This is a genomic window from Paenibacillus sp. GCM10023252 (assembly GCF_042653305.1).
Classification (GTDB): Bacteria; Bacillota; Bacilli; order Paenibacillales; family Paenibacillaceae; genus Pristimantibacillus.
Window position 1 is genome coordinate 45,292 of the sequence record NZ_JBHSHW010000023.1, and the last position, 20,642, is coordinate 65,933.

At 52.0% G+C, this 20,642-nt stretch carries 22 protein-coding genes; 17 read left to right on the forward strand and 5 right to left on the reverse strand.

The window, feature by feature from the left end:
- Window positions 1-18 precede the first annotated feature (18 nt).
- The 13 genes from ACFO9Q_RS14355 to ACFO9Q_RS14415 all read left to right on the forward strand — a co-directional run bounded on the left by ACFO9Q_RS14355 (window position 19) and on the right by ACFO9Q_RS14415 (window position 13,400).
- Window positions 19-681 carry a degT/DnrJ/EryC1/StrS aminotransferase gene (locus tag ACFO9Q_RS14355; protein WP_379183168.1) on the forward strand — a complete coding sequence of 221 codons (663 nt, stop codon included), beginning with the start codon at window positions 19-21 and terminating at the stop codon, window positions 679-681.
- Window positions 678-2,000 carry a DegT/DnrJ/EryC1/StrS family aminotransferase gene (locus ACFO9Q_RS14360; protein WP_379183170.1) on the forward strand — a complete coding sequence of 441 codons (1,323 nt, stop codon included), beginning with the start codon at window positions 678-680 and terminating at the stop codon, window positions 1,998-2,000. Before ACFO9Q_RS14355 ends, ACFO9Q_RS14360 begins: the two co-directional genes overlap by 4 nt.
- Window positions 1,997-3,043, forward strand: a complete 1,047-nt coding sequence (gene argC, locus ACFO9Q_RS14365) for an N-acetyl-gamma-glutamyl-phosphate reductase (RefSeq protein ID WP_379183172.1) — start codon at window positions 1,997-1,999, stop codon at window positions 3,041-3,043. Before ACFO9Q_RS14360 ends, argC begins: the two co-directional genes overlap by 4 nt.
- A complete protein-coding gene (locus ACFO9Q_RS14370; protein WP_379183174.1) occupies window positions 3,043-4,890 on the forward strand; it encodes a M20/M25/M40 family metallo-hydrolase in 1,848 nt (615 codons plus the stop codon). The genes argC and ACFO9Q_RS14370 overlap by 1 nt, the downstream gene beginning before the upstream one ends.
- Window positions 4,863-5,699 carry a thiamine pyrophosphate-dependent enzyme gene (locus ACFO9Q_RS14375; protein ID WP_379183176.1) on the forward strand — a complete coding sequence of 279 codons (837 nt, stop codon included), beginning with the start codon at window positions 4,863-4,865 and terminating at the stop codon, window positions 5,697-5,699. The genes ACFO9Q_RS14370 and ACFO9Q_RS14375 overlap by 28 nt, the downstream gene beginning before the upstream one ends.
- The gene (locus ACFO9Q_RS14380; RefSeq protein WP_379183178.1) at window positions 5,696-6,769 is read left to right on the forward strand and encodes a transketolase; all 1,074 of its coding nucleotides are present in this window, start codon (window positions 5,696-5,698) and stop codon (window positions 6,767-6,769) included. The genes ACFO9Q_RS14375 and ACFO9Q_RS14380 overlap by 4 nt, the downstream gene beginning before the upstream one ends.
- A complete protein-coding gene (locus ACFO9Q_RS14385) occupies window positions 6,750-7,964 on the forward strand; it encodes an MFS transporter (protein WP_379183180.1) in 1,215 nt (404 codons plus the stop codon). The genes ACFO9Q_RS14380 and ACFO9Q_RS14385 overlap by 20 nt, the downstream gene beginning before the upstream one ends.
- A gap of 42 nt (window positions 7,965-8,006) precedes the next feature.
- Window positions 8,007-9,287, forward strand: a complete 1,281-nt coding sequence (locus tag ACFO9Q_RS14390) for an ATP-grasp domain-containing protein (protein ID WP_379183182.1) — start codon at window positions 8,007-8,009, stop codon at window positions 9,285-9,287.
- Between the two features lie 67 nt (window positions 9,288-9,354).
- On the forward strand, window positions 9,355-9,906 hold the full coding sequence (locus ACFO9Q_RS14395) for a flavodoxin family protein (protein ID WP_379183184.1): 552 nt from the start codon (window positions 9,355-9,357) through the stop codon (window positions 9,904-9,906).
- A 320-nt stretch (window positions 9,907-10,226) separates the two neighbouring features.
- Entirely contained in the window at window positions 10,227-11,231 is a 1,005-nt protein-coding gene (locus ACFO9Q_RS14400) for a methionine ABC transporter ATP-binding protein (RefSeq protein WP_379183299.1), read from the forward strand.
- Window positions 11,228-11,902 carry a methionine ABC transporter permease gene (locus ACFO9Q_RS14405; protein WP_379183186.1) on the forward strand — a complete coding sequence of 225 codons (675 nt, stop codon included), beginning with the start codon at window positions 11,228-11,230 and terminating at the stop codon, window positions 11,900-11,902. Before ACFO9Q_RS14400 ends, ACFO9Q_RS14405 begins: the two co-directional genes overlap by 4 nt.
- A gap of 42 nt (window positions 11,903-11,944) precedes the next feature.
- On the forward strand, window positions 11,945-12,805 hold the full coding sequence (locus ACFO9Q_RS14410) for a MetQ/NlpA family ABC transporter substrate-binding protein (protein ID WP_379183188.1): 861 nt from the start codon (window positions 11,945-11,947) through the stop codon (window positions 12,803-12,805).
- Window positions 12,806-13,151: 346 nt separating this feature from the next.
- Window positions 13,152-13,400, forward strand: a complete 249-nt coding sequence (locus ACFO9Q_RS14415; RefSeq protein ID WP_379183190.1) for a hypothetical protein — start codon at window positions 13,152-13,154, stop codon at window positions 13,398-13,400.
- A gap of 48 nt (window positions 13,401-13,448) precedes the next feature.
- Here the strand turns inward: ACFO9Q_RS14415 and ACFO9Q_RS14420 are convergent, their stop codons facing one another.
- Together ACFO9Q_RS14420 and ACFO9Q_RS14425 are read right to left on the reverse strand one after the other, a co-directional pair.
- Window positions 13,449-14,774 carry an FtsW/RodA/SpoVE family cell cycle protein gene (locus ACFO9Q_RS14420; protein WP_379183192.1) on the reverse strand — a complete coding sequence of 442 codons (1,326 nt, stop codon included), beginning with the start codon at window positions 14,772-14,774 and terminating at the stop codon, window positions 13,449-13,451.
- Window positions 14,771-15,103, reverse strand: a complete 333-nt coding sequence (locus tag ACFO9Q_RS14425) for a PadR family transcriptional regulator (RefSeq protein ID WP_379183194.1) — start codon at window positions 15,101-15,103, stop codon at window positions 14,771-14,773. The genes ACFO9Q_RS14420 and ACFO9Q_RS14425 overlap by 4 nt, the downstream gene beginning before the upstream one ends.
- Before the next feature lie 240 nt (window positions 15,104-15,343).
- Here ACFO9Q_RS14425 and ACFO9Q_RS14430 point away from each other — a divergent pair, with 240 nt between their 5' ends.
- The 3 genes from ACFO9Q_RS14430 (at window position 15,344) to ACFO9Q_RS14440 (ending at window position 17,034) form a co-directional block, all read left to right on the forward strand.
- Window positions 15,344-15,499: a DUF4085 family protein gene (locus ACFO9Q_RS14430; RefSeq protein WP_379183196.1), complete on the forward strand. Its 156-nt coding sequence runs from the start codon at window positions 15,344-15,346 to the stop codon at window positions 15,497-15,499.
- Window positions 15,500-15,565: 66 nt separating this feature from the next.
- Complete coding sequence (locus ACFO9Q_RS14435; RefSeq protein ID WP_379183198.1) at window positions 15,566-16,423, forward strand: hypothetical protein; 858 nt, start codon at window positions 15,566-15,568, stop codon at window positions 16,421-16,423.
- Between the two features lie 179 nt (window positions 16,424-16,602).
- A complete protein-coding gene (locus ACFO9Q_RS14440) occupies window positions 16,603-17,034 on the forward strand; it encodes a DUF3888 domain-containing protein (protein WP_379183200.1) in 432 nt (143 codons plus the stop codon).
- An 84-nt stretch (window positions 17,035-17,118) separates the two neighbouring features.
- On the opposite strand, the gene ACFO9Q_RS14445 is transcribed toward ACFO9Q_RS14440, so the two are convergent.
- Together ACFO9Q_RS14445 and ACFO9Q_RS14450 are read right to left on the reverse strand one after the other, a co-directional pair.
- Window positions 17,119-17,877 (reverse strand): S-layer homology domain-containing protein, encoded by a 759-nt coding sequence (locus tag ACFO9Q_RS14445; protein ID WP_379183202.1) that lies wholly within the window; start codon window positions 17,875-17,877, stop codon window positions 17,119-17,121.
- Window positions 17,864-18,490 (reverse strand): hypothetical protein, encoded by a 627-nt coding sequence (locus ACFO9Q_RS14450; RefSeq protein ID WP_379183204.1) that lies wholly within the window; start codon window positions 18,488-18,490, stop codon window positions 17,864-17,866. Before ACFO9Q_RS14450 ends, ACFO9Q_RS14445 begins: the two co-directional genes overlap by 14 nt.
- Before the next feature lie 161 nt (window positions 18,491-18,651).
- On the opposite strand from ACFO9Q_RS14450, the gene ACFO9Q_RS14455 reads away from it, so the two are divergent.
- Complete coding sequence (locus ACFO9Q_RS14455) at window positions 18,652-19,473, forward strand: DUF4362 domain-containing protein (protein ID WP_379183206.1); 822 nt, start codon at window positions 18,652-18,654, stop codon at window positions 19,471-19,473.
- A gap of 213 nt (window positions 19,474-19,686) precedes the next feature.
- On the opposite strand, the gene ACFO9Q_RS14460 is transcribed toward ACFO9Q_RS14455, so the two are convergent.
- Window positions 19,687-20,475: an exonuclease domain-containing protein gene (locus tag ACFO9Q_RS14460; RefSeq protein WP_379183208.1), complete on the reverse strand. Its 789-nt coding sequence runs from the start codon at window positions 20,473-20,475 to the stop codon at window positions 19,687-19,689.
- Between the last annotated feature and the right edge of the window lie 167 nt (window positions 20,476-20,642).

Genomic DNA, 20,642 nt, shown 5'->3' on the forward strand with positions numbered 1-20,642 from the left:
GGGAGGACTAGTGGAATAATGGCTGATATTCTAACAGAACCGAAACCAACGATTAAGAAAGAAGATTACTTCTCCCTCTCCTTCGTTCTATCAAGGGTTCTTAATTCGGGCGTCATCATGAGCATCGAGAAAAATGACCATGAACTAAAAGGGCTGGAGAAAAGCATCGCCAAGCTGACGAAAACAAAATACGTATCCTTGTTCAACTCCTATACAGGGGCCATCCACGGTGCGCTGTGGGGACAGGACATTGGGTATGGGAGCTCTGCCCGGCTGAATCATCCCTCAGAGCAAGAGCGGAAGTTCGTACAGTGGCTAGGTGTTCATATCGTAACGGAGCCTGATGTGGAGTCCGCCTATCAATCCATTGCGATTAACTGGGATAACCTCGGTCAACTGGAACAGATTGTGGCGACGGTCAGCGGCAAGGCGCCGGTGCTCGTCCTTGATCTCACCGGTCTGGGATTCGGACCCGTGGCAGCTATAGCGGCTAATGAGGAGCGAATCTGGAAGAAGGCGGAGCGGCTCAAAATATTCGGAGCCTTCGACCTGCAGACGATGTGGACGCAGGAGGAGAGTGAACCGGAGCTGCAGCCGGCTGTACAGTTCAACTACAGGCTAAGCCCGCTCGTAGCGGCTTGTGCCAAGATCGCGCTCTTAAGGAGGAATTCAGCATCATGAAGACGGACTTCATACGCAAGCCGTTAGGGCTGCCCTCTGAAGAGTGGGTGAAGGACCAGCTTGCCTTCGTCGGGGGGCCGGCTGTCCTGCCGGAAGATGTCAGGAAGACCAACTTCCCGATCATTACGAAGGAAGATGTCATTCAATTGCTTGTCTCCATTCAACAGAATGGAGAGGAGGTCGTGGAGGAATTCCAGGAAGCCTACCGCCAATATGTGGGAGCGAACTACGCGATTGCTACGGCCAGCGGCACGTCCTCCCTGCATCTGGCGTTGGTCGGTGCAGGCGTGCAGCCAGGCGATGAGGTCATCGTACCGGCCTTCACCTTCATCGCCACCGCTCAAGCGGTTGTCGCCGCCAAGGCCATTCCCATCTTCGTTGATATCGACCCCGTTACCTACTGCCTGGATCCCGCGAAGGCGGAACAGGCTATTACGAGCAAGACGAAGGCGATCATGCCCGTTCATGTGCATGGACTGCCGGCTGATCTGCCTGCCTTGCGGGTGCTGACCGACAAGTATTCGCTTCGTCTGGTGGAGGATGCCTCCCATGCGCATTCCGCCTCCATCGAGGGCCGGCTGGCCGGCTCCATTGGAGACAGCGCAGGCCAGAGCTTGATGGCGGACAAGAACTTCCCCGTTGGCGGGGAAGGCGGCATCGCCTTCTTCAAGGAGAAGGAGGATTACAACCGCGCGCTGGCCTTCCTGGACTCCACCGGTATCGATTACCGGATGTCCTGGATTGCCGCGGCATTCGGCCTGAGCCAGCTGGACCGTCTGCCGTATTACGATGCCATACGCGCGCGCAATGCGTCGTACCTGACGAATGTCTTGTCGGAGACGAAGCTGTTCAGCGGTCCCTTCGTTCCGGAAGGCTACAAGCACAGCTACAATATGTACCGCGTCAAGCTGTCCCCGGAGAAGCTGGGGCTGGATGATCTCGAGGATTATCGGGTGAAGGATGCGGTTCAGCAGCTTATTAACGCGGAGGGCGTCTATGCGAGAGAGTGGCAGAACGTGCCGATCCCGGGACATCTTCCGTTCAAGAATAGGCGCGGCTTCGGCAACGGCTATCCATTCACCCTATCCCACCGCCAAGACTTCGGCTATGACCTGAGCCAGTTCCCCGAGACGCTGAAGATGCTTCGGAATTCGCTCACGATCTGCCGAGAGCTGCGTACCCCAATCGAGTACGAGCGTATTCAAGCCTATGCCCTAGCGTTCCGTAAGATCGATGCGAACCCGCGTATCATCCGTGAACTCGTAGAGCGAGGCGGCGAGCTGAGAGCACCTTATGAGAGAGACGCCAGACTCGGATGAGCGGCGCGGCGGGCAAGAAGAGAGTCGCGATTCTCGGCGGCAGCGGGTTTACTGGCGCTGAACTGTACAGGCTCCTTGGTAATCATCCTTACTTAGAAGTGAACTATGTCTCGTCGGAATCCAAGGCCGGGTACCCGGTTGACAAGTATTACATTGGGTCGGTGCATAAGAAGAAGGCAAGCTCCCTCAAGTTCGGCAGAATTGCCGAGCTTGACGGGCATTATGACGCGATCTTCTCCTGTCTGCCTACTGGTGAGCTGCCCAAGATTATTAACGAAGTGGCGGAGCATGCGGAATATATCTTCAACGTTAGCGGGGATTATCGGATTACCGATGAAGCGATCCTCCATCAGCATTACCCGGAGACGCTGAAGCATCCGTTCGAAGGCGGCTGGCACTACTATATACCGGAATTCAGCGAGGTTAACCGTTCGGTGAAGGTCGTGAATCTACCCGGCTGTATGGCGGTAGCCACCCTGTATACGCTCTATCCGCTCGTGGCTCATGATCTCATCGAGGGCCGGGCCGTTACCGATGCCAAGACGGGATCAAGCGGGGGCGGGAAGTCTACGACGGAGCATCATGCAGAGCGTGCGAACAACTTCAGAGCCTTCAAGCTCCATGGTCATCGGCACCGGCCGGAGGTGGAGAATGCCCTGAATGTGCATCTGGAGCGAACGGTTGACCTGCAGTTCTCCGTCTTCAGCCTCGACCTTCCTCGAGGGATTCTGGCGTCGACGTATACGACACTTAAGGAGGGAGTGACGGCTGTGGAGGTGAAGAAGGCCTTCTACAGCACCTATTCCTCCAAGCCGTTCCTGCACTACTTCAACTCCGGCAGCGGATCGCCCATGATCAAGACGGTAGTGGGGACGAACTATGCGGAGGTTGGGGCGTATGTGGAAGGCCGGAATTGCGTCTCCCTGGCGGCCATCGACAACTTAATCAAGGGTGCGGCCGGTCAAGCGATTCAGGCCGCCAATCTGTACTTCGACTTCCCGGAGGAAGCGGGTCTGCGAGCAGCGGAAGGGGCGTGGCCTTGATGAGCAGGGGCAGTCTGTATGTGATTAAGCTTGGAAGCAGCACGATCGTGAATCATCCGGAAGTGTTCGCGGAGGTTGAACGAATCGTCAGGAGAGGCAGCCGGGTGCTGCTCGTGGCAGGAGGAGCCGAAGCGATTCGGCAGAAGTACGAGGAGATCTCGCGTCCCATGCCCTTCCTGACACTGGCATCCGGAGATGAGGTGCGCTACTGCTCTCCCGAGGAGCTGCCCTTCATCCAAGAGGCCTATCATGATCATATATTGAGTGTCGTCCGCAAGCAGCTGCAGGGCTATGGGCTTAGCGTCTATGCGCAGCTGGGCGGAGAGCAAGCGCTCGTCCAAGGGCAGAAGGCGAAGCCGCTTAAGGCTATTCGCGGGGACAAGGCGGTCATTGTCAGAGACTCTTACTTCGGCCAATATACAACCAGTCACACCGCGTTCCTGCAATCGATGCTCTCGTCCTTCGACGTCGTGGTGTTGACGCCTCCCATCTGGGATCCAGAGCTGGACTCCTTCATCAATATTGATGCGGATGTGCTGGCTGCCCATCTAGCAATTGATCTGGAAGCTCACCATCTGCGGTTCGTTACCGGTACGCCAGGTCTCCTGCAGGAGATTAGCGAACCCGGCTCGACGATTCCAGATGTCTATGCTCTTGATGAACTGCCTTCCGTTCAAGGGAGAATGAAGCAGAAGGTACGTGCGGCAAGGCTTGCCGTGAGCAGAGGGCTGGGCGACGTAAGCATTACGGGCCCCCATACGCTGGAAGGCGGAGCTCGCACGAGATTCTGGCAAGGGGAGGGGAACCTCGGGAAGCTCGACCTGCTGAACAAGGTTGCGCGTATTCCATCCGTCTCACAGGATGAGCATGAGTTGGCGAGGTACCTGCTGGAGGCCGTGAAGCTTCCCTCCGTGAAGGGCGAGATCGATGAAGCGGGCAACATCGTCTTCCGCAAGGGAAGCGGTCCTCATACGCTGCTGCTGCTCGGTCATATCGATACGGTCCCGCATGTGTGGCCAGTTCGGACCGACGCTGAGGGCTTAACGGGAAGGGGCGTCGTCGATGCGAAGGGAAGCTTCGTGAACTTCCTTCACATGCTGGAGGAGGCGGAGGTACCGGAGCAAGGCACGCTGCTTGTGATAGGGGCTGTCGAAGAGGAGATCTCCTCCTCGAAGGGAGCTTATTATGTGCGCGACCACTACCAAGCGGATGCGGTCATCATCGGCGAGCCAAGCGGAGAAGACAGCTTAACGCTCGGTTACTTCGGGCTGCTTAAGCTGCGTATTACGATTCATCGCGCGCAGGAGCACACGGCTGCGAAGGATACGGTGAGTGTCATTGACGAGCTGTACAGCGTCGTGTCCGATCTGCGCTTGCGGGTTCGTGATCTTGATCCGGATTCGTTGTCCTCTCTCATTGATATCGAGCATCACCATGATCGAGGCTACTTGACTTCGATTGGAACGCTGAACTTCCGTATCTCGCCGGGAGCAGGGCGTAATTATCTGGATAAGCTCGTCCTTGCCTTCCCGGAAGGGGTGACGGTGGAGGTGCTGCGGGCTACGCCCGGATTCGCGAATTCGCGCTCGGATCAGCTCGTGAAGGCCTTCGTGCGCAGCTTCGCGAAGCACGGCAAGTCGATTCGTTATATTAAGAAGCGCGGGACTAGCGATATGAACACGCTGGCTACCACATGGGAAGGTGTACCTATGGTTGCCTACGGACCAGGTGATTCCAGCCTGGACCATACGAACGAGGAATATCTGCATGACGCAGAGGTGTTGTCCTCGCGCGCGATTCTTACAGAAGCCGTATCCGAATGGTTCCGGTTAAGGACGGAGGAGTAGAGGTGCAGACGATACCGGTGCAGAGGGAGAGTCATATAGAGCTTCCTGTGCTGATTGAGAGAGCGAGGAAGGCAAGGGAACTCATCATCGACATGGCGGCAGCGCCAACGGGCTGCCATATTGGAGGAAGTCTCTCCGCCATTGACCTGCTGATCGGAGCCTATGCGAGATACGGCGAGGATCCGAACTCCGTCGTTATATTAAGCAAGGGACACTCCGCAGCTGCCTTATATGCTACTCTGCATGTATATGGCATCCTGCCGGATAACCCAGCGGAGAGCTATGGGGCGGACGGCTCCTTGTTCACAGGCCATCCGAATCACAAGCTTCCGGGCATCCCCTTCGCAACGGGGAGCCTGGGGCATGGCATAGCTTATGGGGCAGGCTGGGCGCTGGCGCAGAAGCTGAAGGGAACGAGCGGAGTCGGACTTGTCATCGGCGGCGACGGCGAACTTCAGGAAGGGCTGTGCTGGGAGACCGCTCAGATTGTCCAGGCGCGTTCCCTTACCAACTTCATCTATGTCATTGATGTCAATGGAGGCCAGAATGACGGCTATGTGAAGGATATCTCACCGATTCACAGCTTGAGGCAGCGCTTCGAAGCATTCGGATTCGCCGTAAGAGAGATTGACGGCCATGACTTCGAGGCTATCCTGAGCGCCGTCGAGCCCGACCCTGAGCGGCCCGTCGCTGTCTTGGCCACTACGGTTAAGGGCAAGGGCGTCGCAGCGATTGAAGGCAATGCGGAAGCGCACTATGTGAAGATTCCTGAGAAGCTGGCCAAGCGATGGAAGGCGGGGCTCCAATGACGCGTTCAGGCAGAGAAGCCTACAAGGATGAACTGGCAGCAATCGCTGCAGGGAATGAACAGATTATATGTATAGAAGCAGATCTAGGCGGCAAGAACCATCCCTTCCAGCAGCAGCATCCCGAACGCTTCTTCAACCTCGGCATTGCTGAGCTTGCGAGCGTTGATATCGCCGCCGGGCTGGCTGAAGCGGGATACGTTCCGTTCTTCTCCACCTTCGCTGCCTTCGCTGCCCTCCGCGCAGCAGAGAGCGTGAAGCTGACGATGGGCTATATGGGCAAGAACGTGAAGGTGGTAGCTGCGTATGGAGGAGTGTCGGGCGGATGGTTCGGCACGACGCATCATGCCCTGGAGGATATCGCGGTCATTCAATCGTTCCAGAACATTCGGATCGCTTGCCCGCATGGGGAAGAGGAGACGAGGCGGGTCATCCGCGAGGCGGCTGCGTCGGCAGAGCCCTATTACATCAGATTGGGCAGGAATGACGCCTATGACAGCCTGCCGAGAGAAGAAGGCGTCAGCTGCAGGGACATTCTTGTGGAGGGAGGCAGGGGATTCGCTGCGACAGATGGGATTGCAAATAGAGAGGTGCGTGCAGCTCATGCAGATCATGCAGATCATGCAGCTCATGCAGATCATGCAGATCATGCAGATCATGCTGATCATGCAGATCATGCAGAAGCCCACCCGGCCCCCTTATGCTTGGTATCGGTCGGTGAGCAAGCGACCGAGCTGTGCAAGGAGATCGTTCAGAACGATCCGTCTCTCGTTCATGCCCATCTCTGCTATGTCGATATTCAGAGCCTGCAAGACTCCCTTCCGGCATTAAGCAGTCTGTCCCATAAGCTGCTCGTTGTCGAAGAACACCGTGCAACCGGCGGGACTGCCTCCTACCTGGCTCTCCAACTCCCGGAGCATAGGGTGTATTCCCATCATTGCGGCGAGCAGTGGCCGATCTATGGGGGAACACATGCAGAGGTTCTGTCCTATCTGGGATTCGGTCTCCAGCCTCTGCAACAGCAAATTAGCGAGATAATAGGAGGAAGTACACATGGTATTCAGCGTACTTAAGCCTAAGAACTTCCGCCAATACTTCATCGCTGATATTGTATCCGGGTTCGGCGTAGGGATGAGCACCATTGGTGCGAACTGGTACCTCATGGATAAGACCGGCTCGATGACCTCGGTCGGTCTGATGCTGTCCTTGAACGTCATCGCCGGATTCCTCATCTCGGCCTTCGCCGGGACATTCATCGACAAGTGGAATCGCAAGACGATACTAATCTGGGCGAATGCGATCCGGGCAGTGGCGCTTCTCCTTATTCTCGGCGGATTCTTATCCACCGGATTCCGGGTGGAGTATCTGTATGCGTTCGCAGCCATCAACGGCATGGGCTGGGCCGTCTACATGTCCGCTTCGAGAAGCTTCGTCCAGGAGATTCTGCCGGAGAAGGATCTTATACATGGCAACTCATTAATCGAGATCTCCTTGCAGGTGGGCATGTTCATGGCGGGGGCGCTCTCAGGCATTCTATACAAGTACGTTGGCTTCGAGGTGATCCTCCTGCTTAATGCGCTTGCCTTCATCGTGAGCAGCTTCTTCCTCCGCCGGATCAAGCATACGCCTCTTCCTATCGAGAATAGGGGAGAATCCTATCTGGATTCCTTCAAGGACGGGCTTCGGTACCTGGCGGAGCGGCCTTATCTATTCGTTCTAGGCATCGTATCCATCATCCCTCTTGTCTCTACGATGGTGTACAACGTCGTGCTGCCCGGCTATGTGAACGAGGCGGTGAAGGGAGATTCGGTCGTCTTCGGGCTGTCGGATATGTTCTACGGCGTAGGCGGCCTGCTGTCCGGATTCCTTGCGGCCCCTCTCGCGAGGAAGTTGTCGCAGAATGGAACGATTCTGCTGCTCTTCATCGTGTCGGTGCTGAACCTCGTTGCTATAGCATTCGGCTCGACCGTACTGCTCTTGTACTTCGGCAGCGTGCTGATCGGTCTGACGAACTCTTCCCTGCGCATCCTAATAACGACGGAGCTGATGGAATCGGTGTCCAAGTCCTATATGGGACGAGCGACTTCGGTATGGATGGGCATCTCCTTGCTGCTGCAGACCGTCTCGGCCACAGGTCTCGGGGTGGTCATTGACCGATATTCTCCAGGCGTAGGCTTCCTATGCATGAGCGGAATCATGCTGCTTGGCCTGGTCCTCTATGTCGTACTGAGCAGCAGAAGCGCACGGAAGGTGACCCTGGAAGTCTAGCAGGGCTAGATATTTGTTCTGAAAAAAAAGGAGGAACACCAAATGGCAACCGTCAAGACAGTCGCATTCGTAGAACCAAGCTTCTACGGCGTTAGCTTCGCTAGAGCCGCTTATGAACAGGGGCATCGGGTAATCTCGATTGTCTCCTCTCTGGATAATCCTCAGAAGTACGGCTACGAGGGCATCTACCACGACCTGATCTTAGCCGATATTCGGGACGAGGAATCCATCTATGGAGCCATCGCACAATCCCCGTATGCCGGACAGCTGGATGCCCTTATTCCCGCTACAGACTACGCTTCCCACCTCACAGCGAAGGTTGCCGAGCGGCTGGGACTTCGCGGTGTCCCCTACGAGGCAGCGCTGCGGTCTCGCAACAAGGATCTGGCTAGAGAGGCTTATGCAGAGCATGGCGTCCCGAGCGCAAAGTTCAGGAAAGTGAGAACCTACGAGGAAGCAGCTGCTGCTGCATCGGAGATTGGGTACCCTGTCGTACTGAAGCCGACTAACTGCGCAAGCAGCCAGAATGTATACTTCATTGCCAGCGAAGCCGAGCTTCAGCGAGCGATTGAGATTATTGTAGAGTTCAAGGTGACGTATATGGACTTCAAGGTACGTGAAGACTACCTAATTGAGGAATATCTGGATGGACCGGAGTTCAGCGTGGAGCTGTTCGTCAGAGACGGGCAGCCGCTCTTCTCAGCTGTCACGGAGAAGCTGACCTCACCGCTGCCGTACTTCGTTGAGATTGCGCATACGCTTCCCACTCCTTCGTATAAGGAGCAGGAGGCTGCCATTATTCATACCGCAGTAGAAGCACTGAGGGCTATCGGCATTACCAATGGACCGAGCCATGTGGAAGTGAAGCTGTCGTCCACAGGTCCGCGGATCATTGAAGTGAACGGCAGGCCGGGCGGCGATAATATCTCTTCCGACCTGCTGGTGCAGGCTTTTGGGATTGATATTTTCGAAGCGACAGTGGACTACTACCTGGATAACCCGATTAATCTGGACAAAAAGCAGCACCGGGCAGCAGCTATCGCTTATGTGACGGCTGATCGAGACGGAATCTTCGAGCGGCTGGAAGGGTTCGATGGAATCGACCAGCAGGAGGGAGTCGTTCGTTCCCACCTCGGAGTAGCCGAAGGAGACGCAGTCTCCGTTGCTAGAAGCTCGGATGACCGGTTAGGCTACATCATTACTGCAGGGGACACTCCGGAAGAGGCTAAGGAGCTTGCTCTCGAACTGGCCGGAAGGGTTCGAGTCGTCTATCGGCAGCAAGAGGCGATAGCGGCACAAGCACAAGCACAAGCACAGGCATAAGCACAGGCATAAGCGCAAGCTTAAGCTTAGAAGAATGTACTAGAGTACAGGAAGAGGTTGCATGCATATGGGAATCGCAGTAATCTACGGGAGTTCGCGCCATGATGGCAATTCAGAGCAGTTAGCGAAGCGGCTAGTGGAAGGGTTCCATGCCGATCATATTCATCTAGCTGATTATCGGATCGAGCCGATTACAGATTACCGTCACTCGGAGAAGCAGCCCTATCCGGACGATGATTATCATCAGGTGCTTGAGCGTCTGCTAGTCCAGGACATCCTTGTCTTCGCTACGCCGATCTATTGGTATGGCCCTTCGGGGCTCACCAAGACCTTCATCGACCGATGGTCGCAGTCGCTTCGGGAGAATAAGGAGGAATTCCTGTCGAAGCTCTCGGTGAAGAGCGCCTGGGTCATCGGCGTAGGCGATGACCAGCCGCATCTGAAGGGCATTCCCCTCGTCCAGCAGTTCCAGTATATCTTCGAATATACAGGCACGACTTACGCCGGCTATATTCTGGGCAAGGGGAACAAGCCGGGCGACATCCTGGAGGATGCCTCTGCCCTGGCTGCCGTGGATGCGATTCGAGGGCAGTGGCATTCTTCGGGACAATATACATAAATTATTCACTGTACTATTTCCTCAATATCAGGTACGATGAGAACTGTTTTCTCTTCTTAGAGAGACCACATGCCGCGAGGATGTGGTTTTTTGTTCATGCAACGCTCTCCCGCGGCACAGCATATAATTGACAACCATGCGCCTATCTTCGTATAATCCATAATGCCTCCTAATTCACTTGGAATTATAAGAATTGATTCCGAATTGCGGCTTGGGGTTATGTACTCTTGTGAGCTGCAGCAGATTTCTCACCAGATTCTGCATAGGTTACATAAGGATGGGCATGACATTAATGAGGGTCGTAGTCAGGAGGGTTTAAGCTGATTGAATTGACGGATGTGAGCAAATCCTACCGTGTGCGTTCCGCGTCGGTGGAGGCGTTAAGGAATATTAATCTAACCGTGAACAAAGGTGAAATATACGGCATTATCGGCCATTCAGGTGCTGGGAAGAGCACGCTGCTGCGCTGCATTAACCTGCTGGAGCAGCCGTCTGGCGGATCCGTTAAGGTAGCTGGTGTAGAGCTGACCGCATTAGGCTCGGTACAGCTGCAGAAGGAACGCCGGCGGATCGGCATGATCTTCCAGCACTTCAACCTGCTCACTTCGGCGACGGTACGCGACAACATTGCCTTCCCGCTGAAGCTAGCTCGTGAGCCGAGGGCCAAGTGGCGGAAGCGGGTGGACGAGCTGCTCAAGCTGGTCGGTCTGGAGCAGCATGCGGACAAGTACCCTTCCCAGCTGTCAGGCGGGCAGAAGCAGCGGGTAGGTATAGCCAGAGCGCTCGCCAACAATCCGGATGTGCTGCTGTGTGACGAAGCGACGTCCGCGCTTGACCCGCAGACGACGAATGCGATTCTATCGCTGCTGCTCGACATTAATGATAAGCTCGGCATCACCATTGTGCTCATCACGCATGAGATGAACGTCATCCGTTCCATCTGCGATCGGGTGGCGGTCATTGACGGCGGCCAGATTGTGGAAGAAGGACAAGTCCTCGATGTGTTCCTGAAGCCGCAGCACCCTGTCACTCAGGACTTCGTGGATCAGGTATCCGATGCCGTTGATCCGAGGGCACTCCAGCAGGGCCGCAACAGCCGGCTGCTGCGCGTCCATTATGTGGGCAGGCTTACGTACGAGCCGATCTTGTTCAATGCAATGAAGTCGTCCTCCGTTCAGTTCGCTATTCTGCAAGGGACGGTCTCGCGCATGAAGCATACGCCGTACGGGCAGATCATCGTAGAGCTGATTGGCGAGAATGCCGAGATCGAGCGGATTATTGACGTCCTTCGTCACGAAGGCTTGAACGTGGAGGATCTGATATGAACGAAGAAGAGAAGTTTGGCTCGAATATTCGGTGGGAAGAAGTATGGCAGGCGACTCAGGATACGATGACGATGATGTTGGTTTCGATGATTTTCACCGTTATTCTTGGCCTGGCGCTTGGCGTCATTCTGTTCTTGACCTCACGGAAGCAGCTGCTGCAGCAGCCTATCATCTATATGGTTCTGTCCTTCATCGTGAATGTGCTTCGTTCGGTCCCGTTCGTTATCCTGCTCATCAGTATCATTCCGTTCACGAAGTGGGTTACAGGCACCTCGCTCGGTGTGGAAGGGGCCATTCCTCCGCTCATCGTAGCGGCAACGCCATTCTTCGCCCGGTTGGTAGAGACCTCGCTCCGCGAGGTGGACAAGGGTGTCATCGAGGCGGCGCAAGCGATGGGGGCGTCGAAGTTGGATATTGTGTACCGTGTGCTGCTTCCCGAAGCGAAGCTTGGCCTCTTGGCAGCAACCACGATCACGGCGGTTACGCTCGTCTCGTACACGGCTATGTCCGGTATCGTTGGGGGCGGTGGACTGGGAGACTTGGCGCTCCGGTACGGCTACCAGAGGTTCCAGACCGACGTCATGCTCATCACGGTCGTATTGCTCATCATATTGGTTCAGCTCCTGCAGACGGCAGGCGATCTGCTCGTTCGCAGGTACAGCCGGAAGTAGGATTGGCATAGATAGAATATTACTTGGAGGGATTCACTTACTATGAAAAAAATCACCTGGTTGTCACTTGTATTGGTTCTCGTTCTAGTCCTGTCTGCGTGCGGCGCGAAGTCGAACAACACAAACAATGGGGAGTCTGGTTCGAATGGACAGACTCAGCCTACAGATGAGCCTAAGACGGAGACCGTTAAGCTGAAGGTTGGCGCTACTTCCCGTCCTCACGCAGAGCTTCTGAACTTCGTTAAGCCTGCATTGAAGGAGCAAGGCGTAGAGCTTGAAGTCGTAGAATTCACGGATTACATTCAACTGAACACGCAAGTGTTCGAGAAGCAGTTGGATGCGAACTTCTTCCAGCACACGCCGTTCCTGGATCAAGATAACAAGGACCGCGGCTACAACCTCGTGAATGTTGGCGGTGTCCACATTGAGCCGCTGGGCAGCTACTCGAAGAAGATTAAGGATATTGCTGAGCTGAAGGAAGGCGGCCTGGTCGCTATTCCGAACGATCCGTCCAATGGAGGCCGTGCGCTGTCCCTGCTTGCAGCTAACGAGTTGATTAAGCTGAAGGAAGGCGTCGGTGTGAACGGTACGGTAGCTGATATCGTGGATAACCCGAAGAAGCTGAAGTTCAAGGAGATTGAAGCCGCTACTCTGCCGCGCGTGCTGGATGAGGTTGAGCTTGCCTTGATCAACACGAACTATGCTCTTGAAGCGAAGCTGGTGCCAACGAAGGATGCTCTGTTCATCGAAGGCAATGACTCTCCTTATGTGAACATTGTCGTTGCTCGTCCGGACAACAAGGATTCCGACGGCATCAAGAAGCTGGTTGCCGCTCTGAACACACCTGAAGTGAAGAAGTTCATTGAGGATGAGTATAAGGGCGCGGTTGTTCCTGCGTTTTAATTAGTTAGTTTGTGAGATTGTGAAGGCCCCGGTTCCTTTGTGGAATCGGGGCCTTTGTTTATTGGGCGAGGCGAGGGTGCGTTGGGCAGGAGGAAGTGGGCAGGTGTGACCGCTCCCGGGAGCGGCATGATCGATAAGGTGCAAAAGTGCACCACAATGACCGCCAACGGGGCGCGGTGCGGTCGATAAGGTGCAAAAGTGCACCACAATGACCGCCAACCGGGCGCGGCGTGGTCGATAAGGTGCAAAAGTGCACCACAATGACCGCCAGCTGGGAGCGGCGTGGCCGATAAGGTGCAAAAGTGCACCACGTTGACCGCCAACCGGGCGCGGTGTGGTCGATAAGGTGCAGAAGTGCACCATCGCCCGCTCGAATGGAGATGTCGTTATTGACGCGCCTGATGGCCATAGCAATATCGAAGCTTGGGACGCATTCGTGAGGAGTGTGGAGAGCAAGCAAGAGGCGAAGGTCAAGATGGGGGTAACTTGTCTGGCTATTGATGTTCAGAAGAATGCAGGATGGGTGGAATACCAGCTTGTCGGCTGCGGGGAAGGCGAATATGAGAAGGTGGAGTTATTCCGTGTTAAGGAGTAACTCCACATCTTGAGTATCACGGATTTAATGACTTGTAGCAGGCTTGAGTTAACCTGCCGTGACTTGCCGTGGGATCATGTTTTTCCGGCGATAGACACTTAGTAACAGACCAACGATACCAAGCTCCAAGACATAATTGGTTCCTGAATAGCTTACGAATGGCAGGGTGACAGAGGTCATCGGCATTAGTCCAATCGTCATTAGGATGTTCCACATGAAGTGTACGGTCAGAATGCCAAGTAAGCCTAAGACAAGTCTCTTCGCGAATGGGTCTGCAAGCTGCTTAAGCATGAGACTGATTCTGCGCAGGAAGTAGAAGGATAAGAGAACGAGCGTGATACCGAACATCCAACCAAATGAATAAACTAAATAGCTTAAAATAAGTTCGTTATGAAGAGAAGCCAGTTCTAAGGGCTCAGCATGAAGGCCTTGTCCCCACCAACCGGCGGATTGTATGGCTTGCATAGAATGCTCCGTTGCGTACCTTGCATCTTGTGACGCCATCGATGGCGTGAAAAACGCTTTTAATCGATAAAGGGTAAATTCTCGTTGATCCACATTGGCTAGAAGTACTAAGGCAAGCATAAGTGCTGGATATACAAGGGTGAACGAAGTAACCTTCCAACTCCGTTGTCCGAACGTAACCATTAGAATGATGGTGAAATAGTAGAGAGCCAATGGTATAGAGGTATGGGCAGTAAAGAATAGCAATGCAGGAATAGTTAGGAATAGAAACAGTGTACCAAAACCTTTGATGGTATCTAACTTGTTGGACATCATTGCTGCAAATGCAATAATGAGAAGGATTGTTGATACCATAGTTATATCAAAATAGAATGCTCCGAAGCCAAGCCATTTTTGTTGACCATTAAGCTGAGCGCCGTAAAATATTACAGCTAACATCAACGTTACTGCTAAAGTACTAATGGGCCAGCTTAACTTCACAAACTTCCGATAGTCTAAGAAATACAAGCCAATCATTAATATTAACCCGCTTCCCGTGTAAAAGGCTTTGTGCTCAAAAAAGTGAACTTGGCTTAAAGATACTGAGAGATTAGCGGAATCGAGAGAAAGCATGGCCAGCAATCCTAAAGCAACGAAAATTAATATGGCGGCCACGATTGACCACTCTGTCTTTGGCTTATGTACTTGGTGAAGCTGTTGTCCTACGGTTGTGGAGTTCCCCATCTGCTCCAACGCCTTTTGGATAGCATCTTCTTCATTCATGCCTTGGGCCGCATAATCATCTAGGATATCTTGCAAATGGCTCTCTAGTTCCAGCCTAATCTCTGCGTGCAGCTCTCTTGCTTTAATCTGACTGCAGACCTCATTAATGTAGGTATTAATCTTCTCATGATTCGTTAGCTGATTCATGACTTCCCCTCCCCAAGCACCTGATCCACAGCGGTACGGAACACGGTCCATTCCTGCTTCTTCTCTCCAAGCTTCAGCCGGCCTTGCTCGGTAATTTTGTAATATTTGCGCTTGCGCCCCCCTTGTTCACTCCAGATTGCCACAACTAGGTGATCTGCCTCCAGCGAGTGAAGGATGGGATACAAAGTGCCTTCCTTGAAAGTGAACAAGCCGCCCGATGTGCGCTCAATCTCCTTCGTCATCTCATATCCGTACATCTCCTTGCGATCAAGCATGGTAAGGATGAGTATGACGGTGCTGCCCTTCATCAGTTCCTTGTTAATCTGCATGCAGTTGAACCTCCAATTCTATATATAGCTTATCAATGCATCGAGTATCTATGTATAATAATAATGGGTACATATGGAATTGGCAAGAGGGGCTTAATGATTCATAAGTGAACTAGACTAGAGGTCATAATTGGAACATGACATCGCTTGGTATGAGTCGGAAGGGTTAAACTTTAAAGATATTTGCAAGATCAACTTGGAGTATAGTAGAGCTCATGTACTCAAATATCTGCTACATCCTTGCATCCCTATATTCAAGATAGGTCGTTAAATTCACAATATCCCTCAGATGAGCTTAGGGAAATGGCTGACCAATGGCTGTCGAAGTATGATGAGAGAGAAAAGCAAAAGGGATTACCTATCGAGACTACTACAATTTCGGCTGTTTTTTATTGAACTATAGGGCATGCAAGCGCAACAATACTGGTCGATTCTCGTCTAGATAGATAAGGGGTGAGAAGAATGAAAATAAAAAAATATGTTAAACCAGTTATTTGTGCTTCATTAACTGTATTGATGTTATCTGGCTGTGGCTTAAGTTCGCATGTAAACCAAGTAGAAACAGAACACAAACAGACAAATCAAAATACTATTGCATTTGTAGGTCAAAATTCTGAAAGCGTAATTTTACCAAAATTAAAACTACATAAAAAAACGAATGAATCTGCAGATATGATCGGTCTTATCGTGTATAAAGGTCGAATTTATACGCAAACTGCTACACACATAGCTCCGAAGTTTGCATCCTCGCTGCTTGGTGAGAAAATTGGACGTACGAAAGGTAACATTGATGAGTGGAGCGATCAATCTGCTTATGCAACTGAGCTCGCCTCAACCATTGGTGAAATTGAAATTTATACCGTTACGGGATATGACAGTGACTTCAGAATCATGTCGTATATGGAGCAGGATGGGGAGATATTGTCCGAGTTCTATGAGTGTCTTAACGGACTATCAGTAAATAGTGGAGAAGATATTTTTAAGAAACTGAAATTAGAAGACAATATTCAATCTGCTTCTTGGGAAGAACGTGACAGCTGGAATTATAATAAACAGGAATTTCATAATCTTTCGGTCAATGAAACGTTGCATAAATTTCTAGGCGAGTTAAATAAGGCATTACCAATTGAACAGCAACCTTTACAACAGATTGGTATCTTTGAAACCGAAGAACAAAAATTTGTTTTACTAAAATTAAACGATAATAGTGAAGTCAGATTACGGTTATTCAAGGATAGCTATGTGATGTATAGTAATGCCCATGTTTTCTTTAAAATGGACGATGGAGTATTTGATGATCTATGGAAGAGCTTAATGTGAGGTTAAATCAGATAGCTTAATTAACAACGAGAACAAGCTTCTAATTAGATTAAACTACGGAGAACGTTAACTGAACAAAGCCGGCTAAGATCGGGTAGATTACACTAATGCATACACCTCTCTGTTCTGGATAAATTATTTAATGTTTGTTTGGATAAAGGTAGAGAGGGGCATGAATCTTGAGGATAATCATTTGCTTTGTAATCCTATTATCAATGGCAGGATCGCAATTGTGTCATGCATCTGTTGAAAAGCCAAATAAGGACTCAAAAGAATTACAATTTCAAGATATGCTTGTATTGCTGTTGCTTCCTCATATGACAGAAAAACTTGCTGATGTATATTCGGATTTATTTACAGTACCAGGATCACCAGATATTTATCCTTATTTTGTTGATGTGAAGGATGTCAGAAGGGTAAATGGCTTCCGTGGTTTTGATTTCTTGATTACTCTTGATGTGCATCCAACTGTGGGACCTCATATTCCCGTTGGTGAAGATATTTTTACATATCGAATCTCTCCTGCTGGAGTTGAGATTAAAAATTTCGAACATGTTAAAGGGCCCAATAAACATGATTTCTCTCCAAATTACCAGGATCTTTTAAAGTAACGGAGATCGATAACTTAAAGCTGCTCTTAGGATGTAAAATGGCCGCAACACTGACTGACTCAGTGTCGCGGCCATTTTTTCAAATCAATGACCGTGCAGCTTATCGTGAATCGCTTGCTCGATGGCGTCCATAGGATCCTTAGGTGTCTCGGGCTCTACAGGCTTCTCAGGAGCTGGCGTTGGTTGTGGATTGCCTTCTTCAACCAATAGACCAGTGGCAAGAGCTGCCTCCTTCGTCACTTGGCCCTTCGCAACGAGGCGGTTCAGGACGGTCTGTTCTTCCCCCTTCAGCTTCGTCGTAAGCATCGCATACATGACCTCGACCATACTCCCGCGAACGAACGGATCTGCTGAGGTTAGCCGGGCAGCTGCATCGGTGCTAAGCATACCCGCCTGGACGGCGAGCTTGGCTGCGGATTGTGGCTGAGCATCTACATATCCTAATGAGCGCAGCATCATCGTAATGAATTGCTTGCCTGTTACACTCTGCTCAGGTGAGAATTGCGTTGTGCTTGTCCCCTTGATATAACCCTTATTAGTCGCATGCATCACGTAGGGATAAGCCCAATGTGTAGAACTCAGATCTGTGAATAGGGAAGCAGCACCGACTTCACTAGCCATTGACGTAAGGTCTCCAGACATTCGAAGCAGGACAACAGCTGCTTGCGCACGAGTCATCGTTTTACTTAGTTCGGGACCCTTGCTCGTACCTTGGAATAACCCGAGAGCCTCAAGCGTCTCCCGCTCCTTCTGATAGGGGCTGTCATTCGCATGTGAGATAGCAGTTGGCAGTATAAGCACTGCGATCATGAGGAGGACGAAGACAGCTCTAGTTATTTTCATCAGCAGGAACCTCCTTCAGCGGAGCAGCGGCATCGGCGATTGTATCGACCAAGGTGCTCGCTGCCATGGAGTAGTGGTTGACAGCAGACGCCACATCCTGATTGGTTGCTCCCTCATGAGGAGAGGATAACGTATAGCCTAGAATATTGCCCGACGGGTCGAGGTTTTTGACAAGGTGGACGGTCTTCATGGGCTTGGTGTAATCCTTAATCACTTCCTTGCTGCCTAATTGCTTACCAGACCAGAATTGTATGGTGGAAGTCCGGAGCAGCTGGTGGGATTGGTCATAGTATTCATTCGAGAGTGAGTTATGAAGGAATCGCTCGCTCCCATTCTCTCCGGTCAGCTTAATGAATTGCTCTTCGAATGCGTTGCTCCCCGTCTTCAGTGTGACTATGCCATAGACGATCGACAGCGGCTTATCCGTTCCCCCTGCTAGGGCGGTCAGCCAATGATTGGGATCCGCGGCAGTGGGGTGCAGAGTGAACTCGGCAGCATAACTAACTTCAATAGAATCAATTGCATAATGAAGAGCTTCTCCTTCGGCTGAAGCTTGATGAAGCGGGATGGCAAGCAGGGCGAGCAGCAGCAGGGTGGTCATGATTTTTCTCATTGGTTAATATCCTCTCCGTAGTAAAATGTCGGAATTCCTCCTCTCTTATTCGACATATCCCTTATATTTCCTTCATTACCACCTCGTGCAACTATTGGAGGGTCAGATTCGTTCATATTCATAACGAGGTCAGGAGGATGTTGAGGAGAGGAGAAGTTACGATGCACTTAGGGAAGTTAGGGTTAGCAGTCTTGATGAGCCTCATATTGTTCGGGGTGTTGGGATGTGCAGAGGAGGAGCCGGCTCAAGTGGAGACAAGCCCAAGCCCGACATTAGCTGCTAGTCCAACCCCATTGGTCCGCAAGGAGGGGGTTAAGGTGGAGGTAAGATTCTACAGTAATCTGGTGAAGGATAGTGACTTGTTAGTTGAATATGATAGGGAGGAGGGTCAGGTGTTCACAGCCGCGCTCAGCACAGGGGTCCGAATGAAGGGGATTATGAAAAGCAGACAACCAGATTACCGGGTTACAGTGGCTGGGGAGAGTGCCCCTGCTGAAGTCATCTTGTGGCTGAACTTCGACAAGTCTAGCGGGATGTACAGGTATGAATCTGACCCGGACACCCATTATACGCTGACGGAAGCTTCAGCGCAGGCTCTAGTTGAACTGATGTCCAAGCTAGAGTACTCTCCAGAGCAGGCGGAGAAGAACGGTGATCTGGTGAATGTGCATGGTCAGATTAGCAATCTGTCCGTATGGAAGAAGTTCACGGGGAATGTGGAGGCAGGCAAGCAGGATGCTGTGCGTGTAACGTCTTATACCACGGAGGGAGGCGCAGTGTTCGATCATCTGTCCTTCGACGGGAAGAGTATACAGCATATTCAAGACGGCACACTGGATGCATGGGGATCACGCGAGCGAATACTCAGCTACTGTGAAGGATTAGATTCGGACCAAGTGGAGGGAGGCATCCGGTACAAGGTAACTGGCTGCCGGGAAGGGAGTGTAAGTATCCCTCTCTTCACAGTAGAGAAGCTGAAATAGGGGGGGTGAAATAGAGGTAAAAAATACCTCTAAATGAGCCGGATGGTGGGTTTGAAGCGAAATAGAGGTAAAAAATACCTCTAAATGATCCGGATGATGGGTTTGGAGGCCTCGCCGCCTCGGCCGTCAAGGTTAAAAGACAGATATGAATGGGAAGGGCCATCCTGCAAAGGATGGCCCAAACTTGTCGTTACAGATTGCGTTGAGGGACCTCTAGCTGGAAGTGCCGGCCGGAACGGGAGGCTTCTTCGCTGCGTTCTTGGCTGCCTCCACATGGAAGTACTCCTGCAGCTCGGCTGCCTTCTTAGGATCCTCGAGGGACAGCTTGTCCTTCAGAAAATGCTCCACAAGCAGCTCCCAGCTAGGCACGGCCTTGCGAGCGAGCATCGCCTTAATGGCGTTCTTCACCATTCGGCGTTCCTTCGCATTGGAGTATACATCCTTGAACTTCTGCATCCGCTCTAAGTCCAGCTCGGTGAACACCGCACGCAGAATCTCCGCCGTCATCTTCGCATCATCAAGCGCTCGGTGAGCCGAGCCTTCTCCAGAGATGCCAAGCTCAAGCAGGGCTCCTTCGACGCTGACGTCGTTCGTCAGCCCATTCACCCGCAAGTAGCCCTTCAGCAGATCGTAATAGTCTGCCGCCATCCAATAGGAATCGTCCAGCTTATGCATGCGCGTGTCGAACACGATTCGCTTCAGATCCTCGCCGCCCCAGGTGAAGAGCAGACAGGACTCACTCCTCGCCAGCCAGCTGAGGAATTCACCAATTACCTTAGGGAATCCATCTGCGGTATCGATGTCCTCTTGGGGGATTCCGGTTTTTTTCTTAATGAAGGAATTAAGCTTGGAGAAGTATACGGGCTTCACCAGCGCCGTGAATTCATCTACATACTGCAGAGAGGAGTTCAGGCGTACCGCTCCAATCTCAATCACCTCCATCGGCAGCTCGCTTGCGAACTTCCGTCCATTGAACTCAATATCCAGAATAATATAATCCATGATGTCGTCCTTCCTCCGTCCTCGAACTCGTACCTCCATTCTATCAGAAATACTTCTCCTTAGGATAACCGAATTCGCAGCTCTTATCCTGTCATCTACTAGACAGCCCCCTCATATAATCTATCAGAGTGGTCAGTAGATCACGACAATTCGCAAGATAGAGAGGA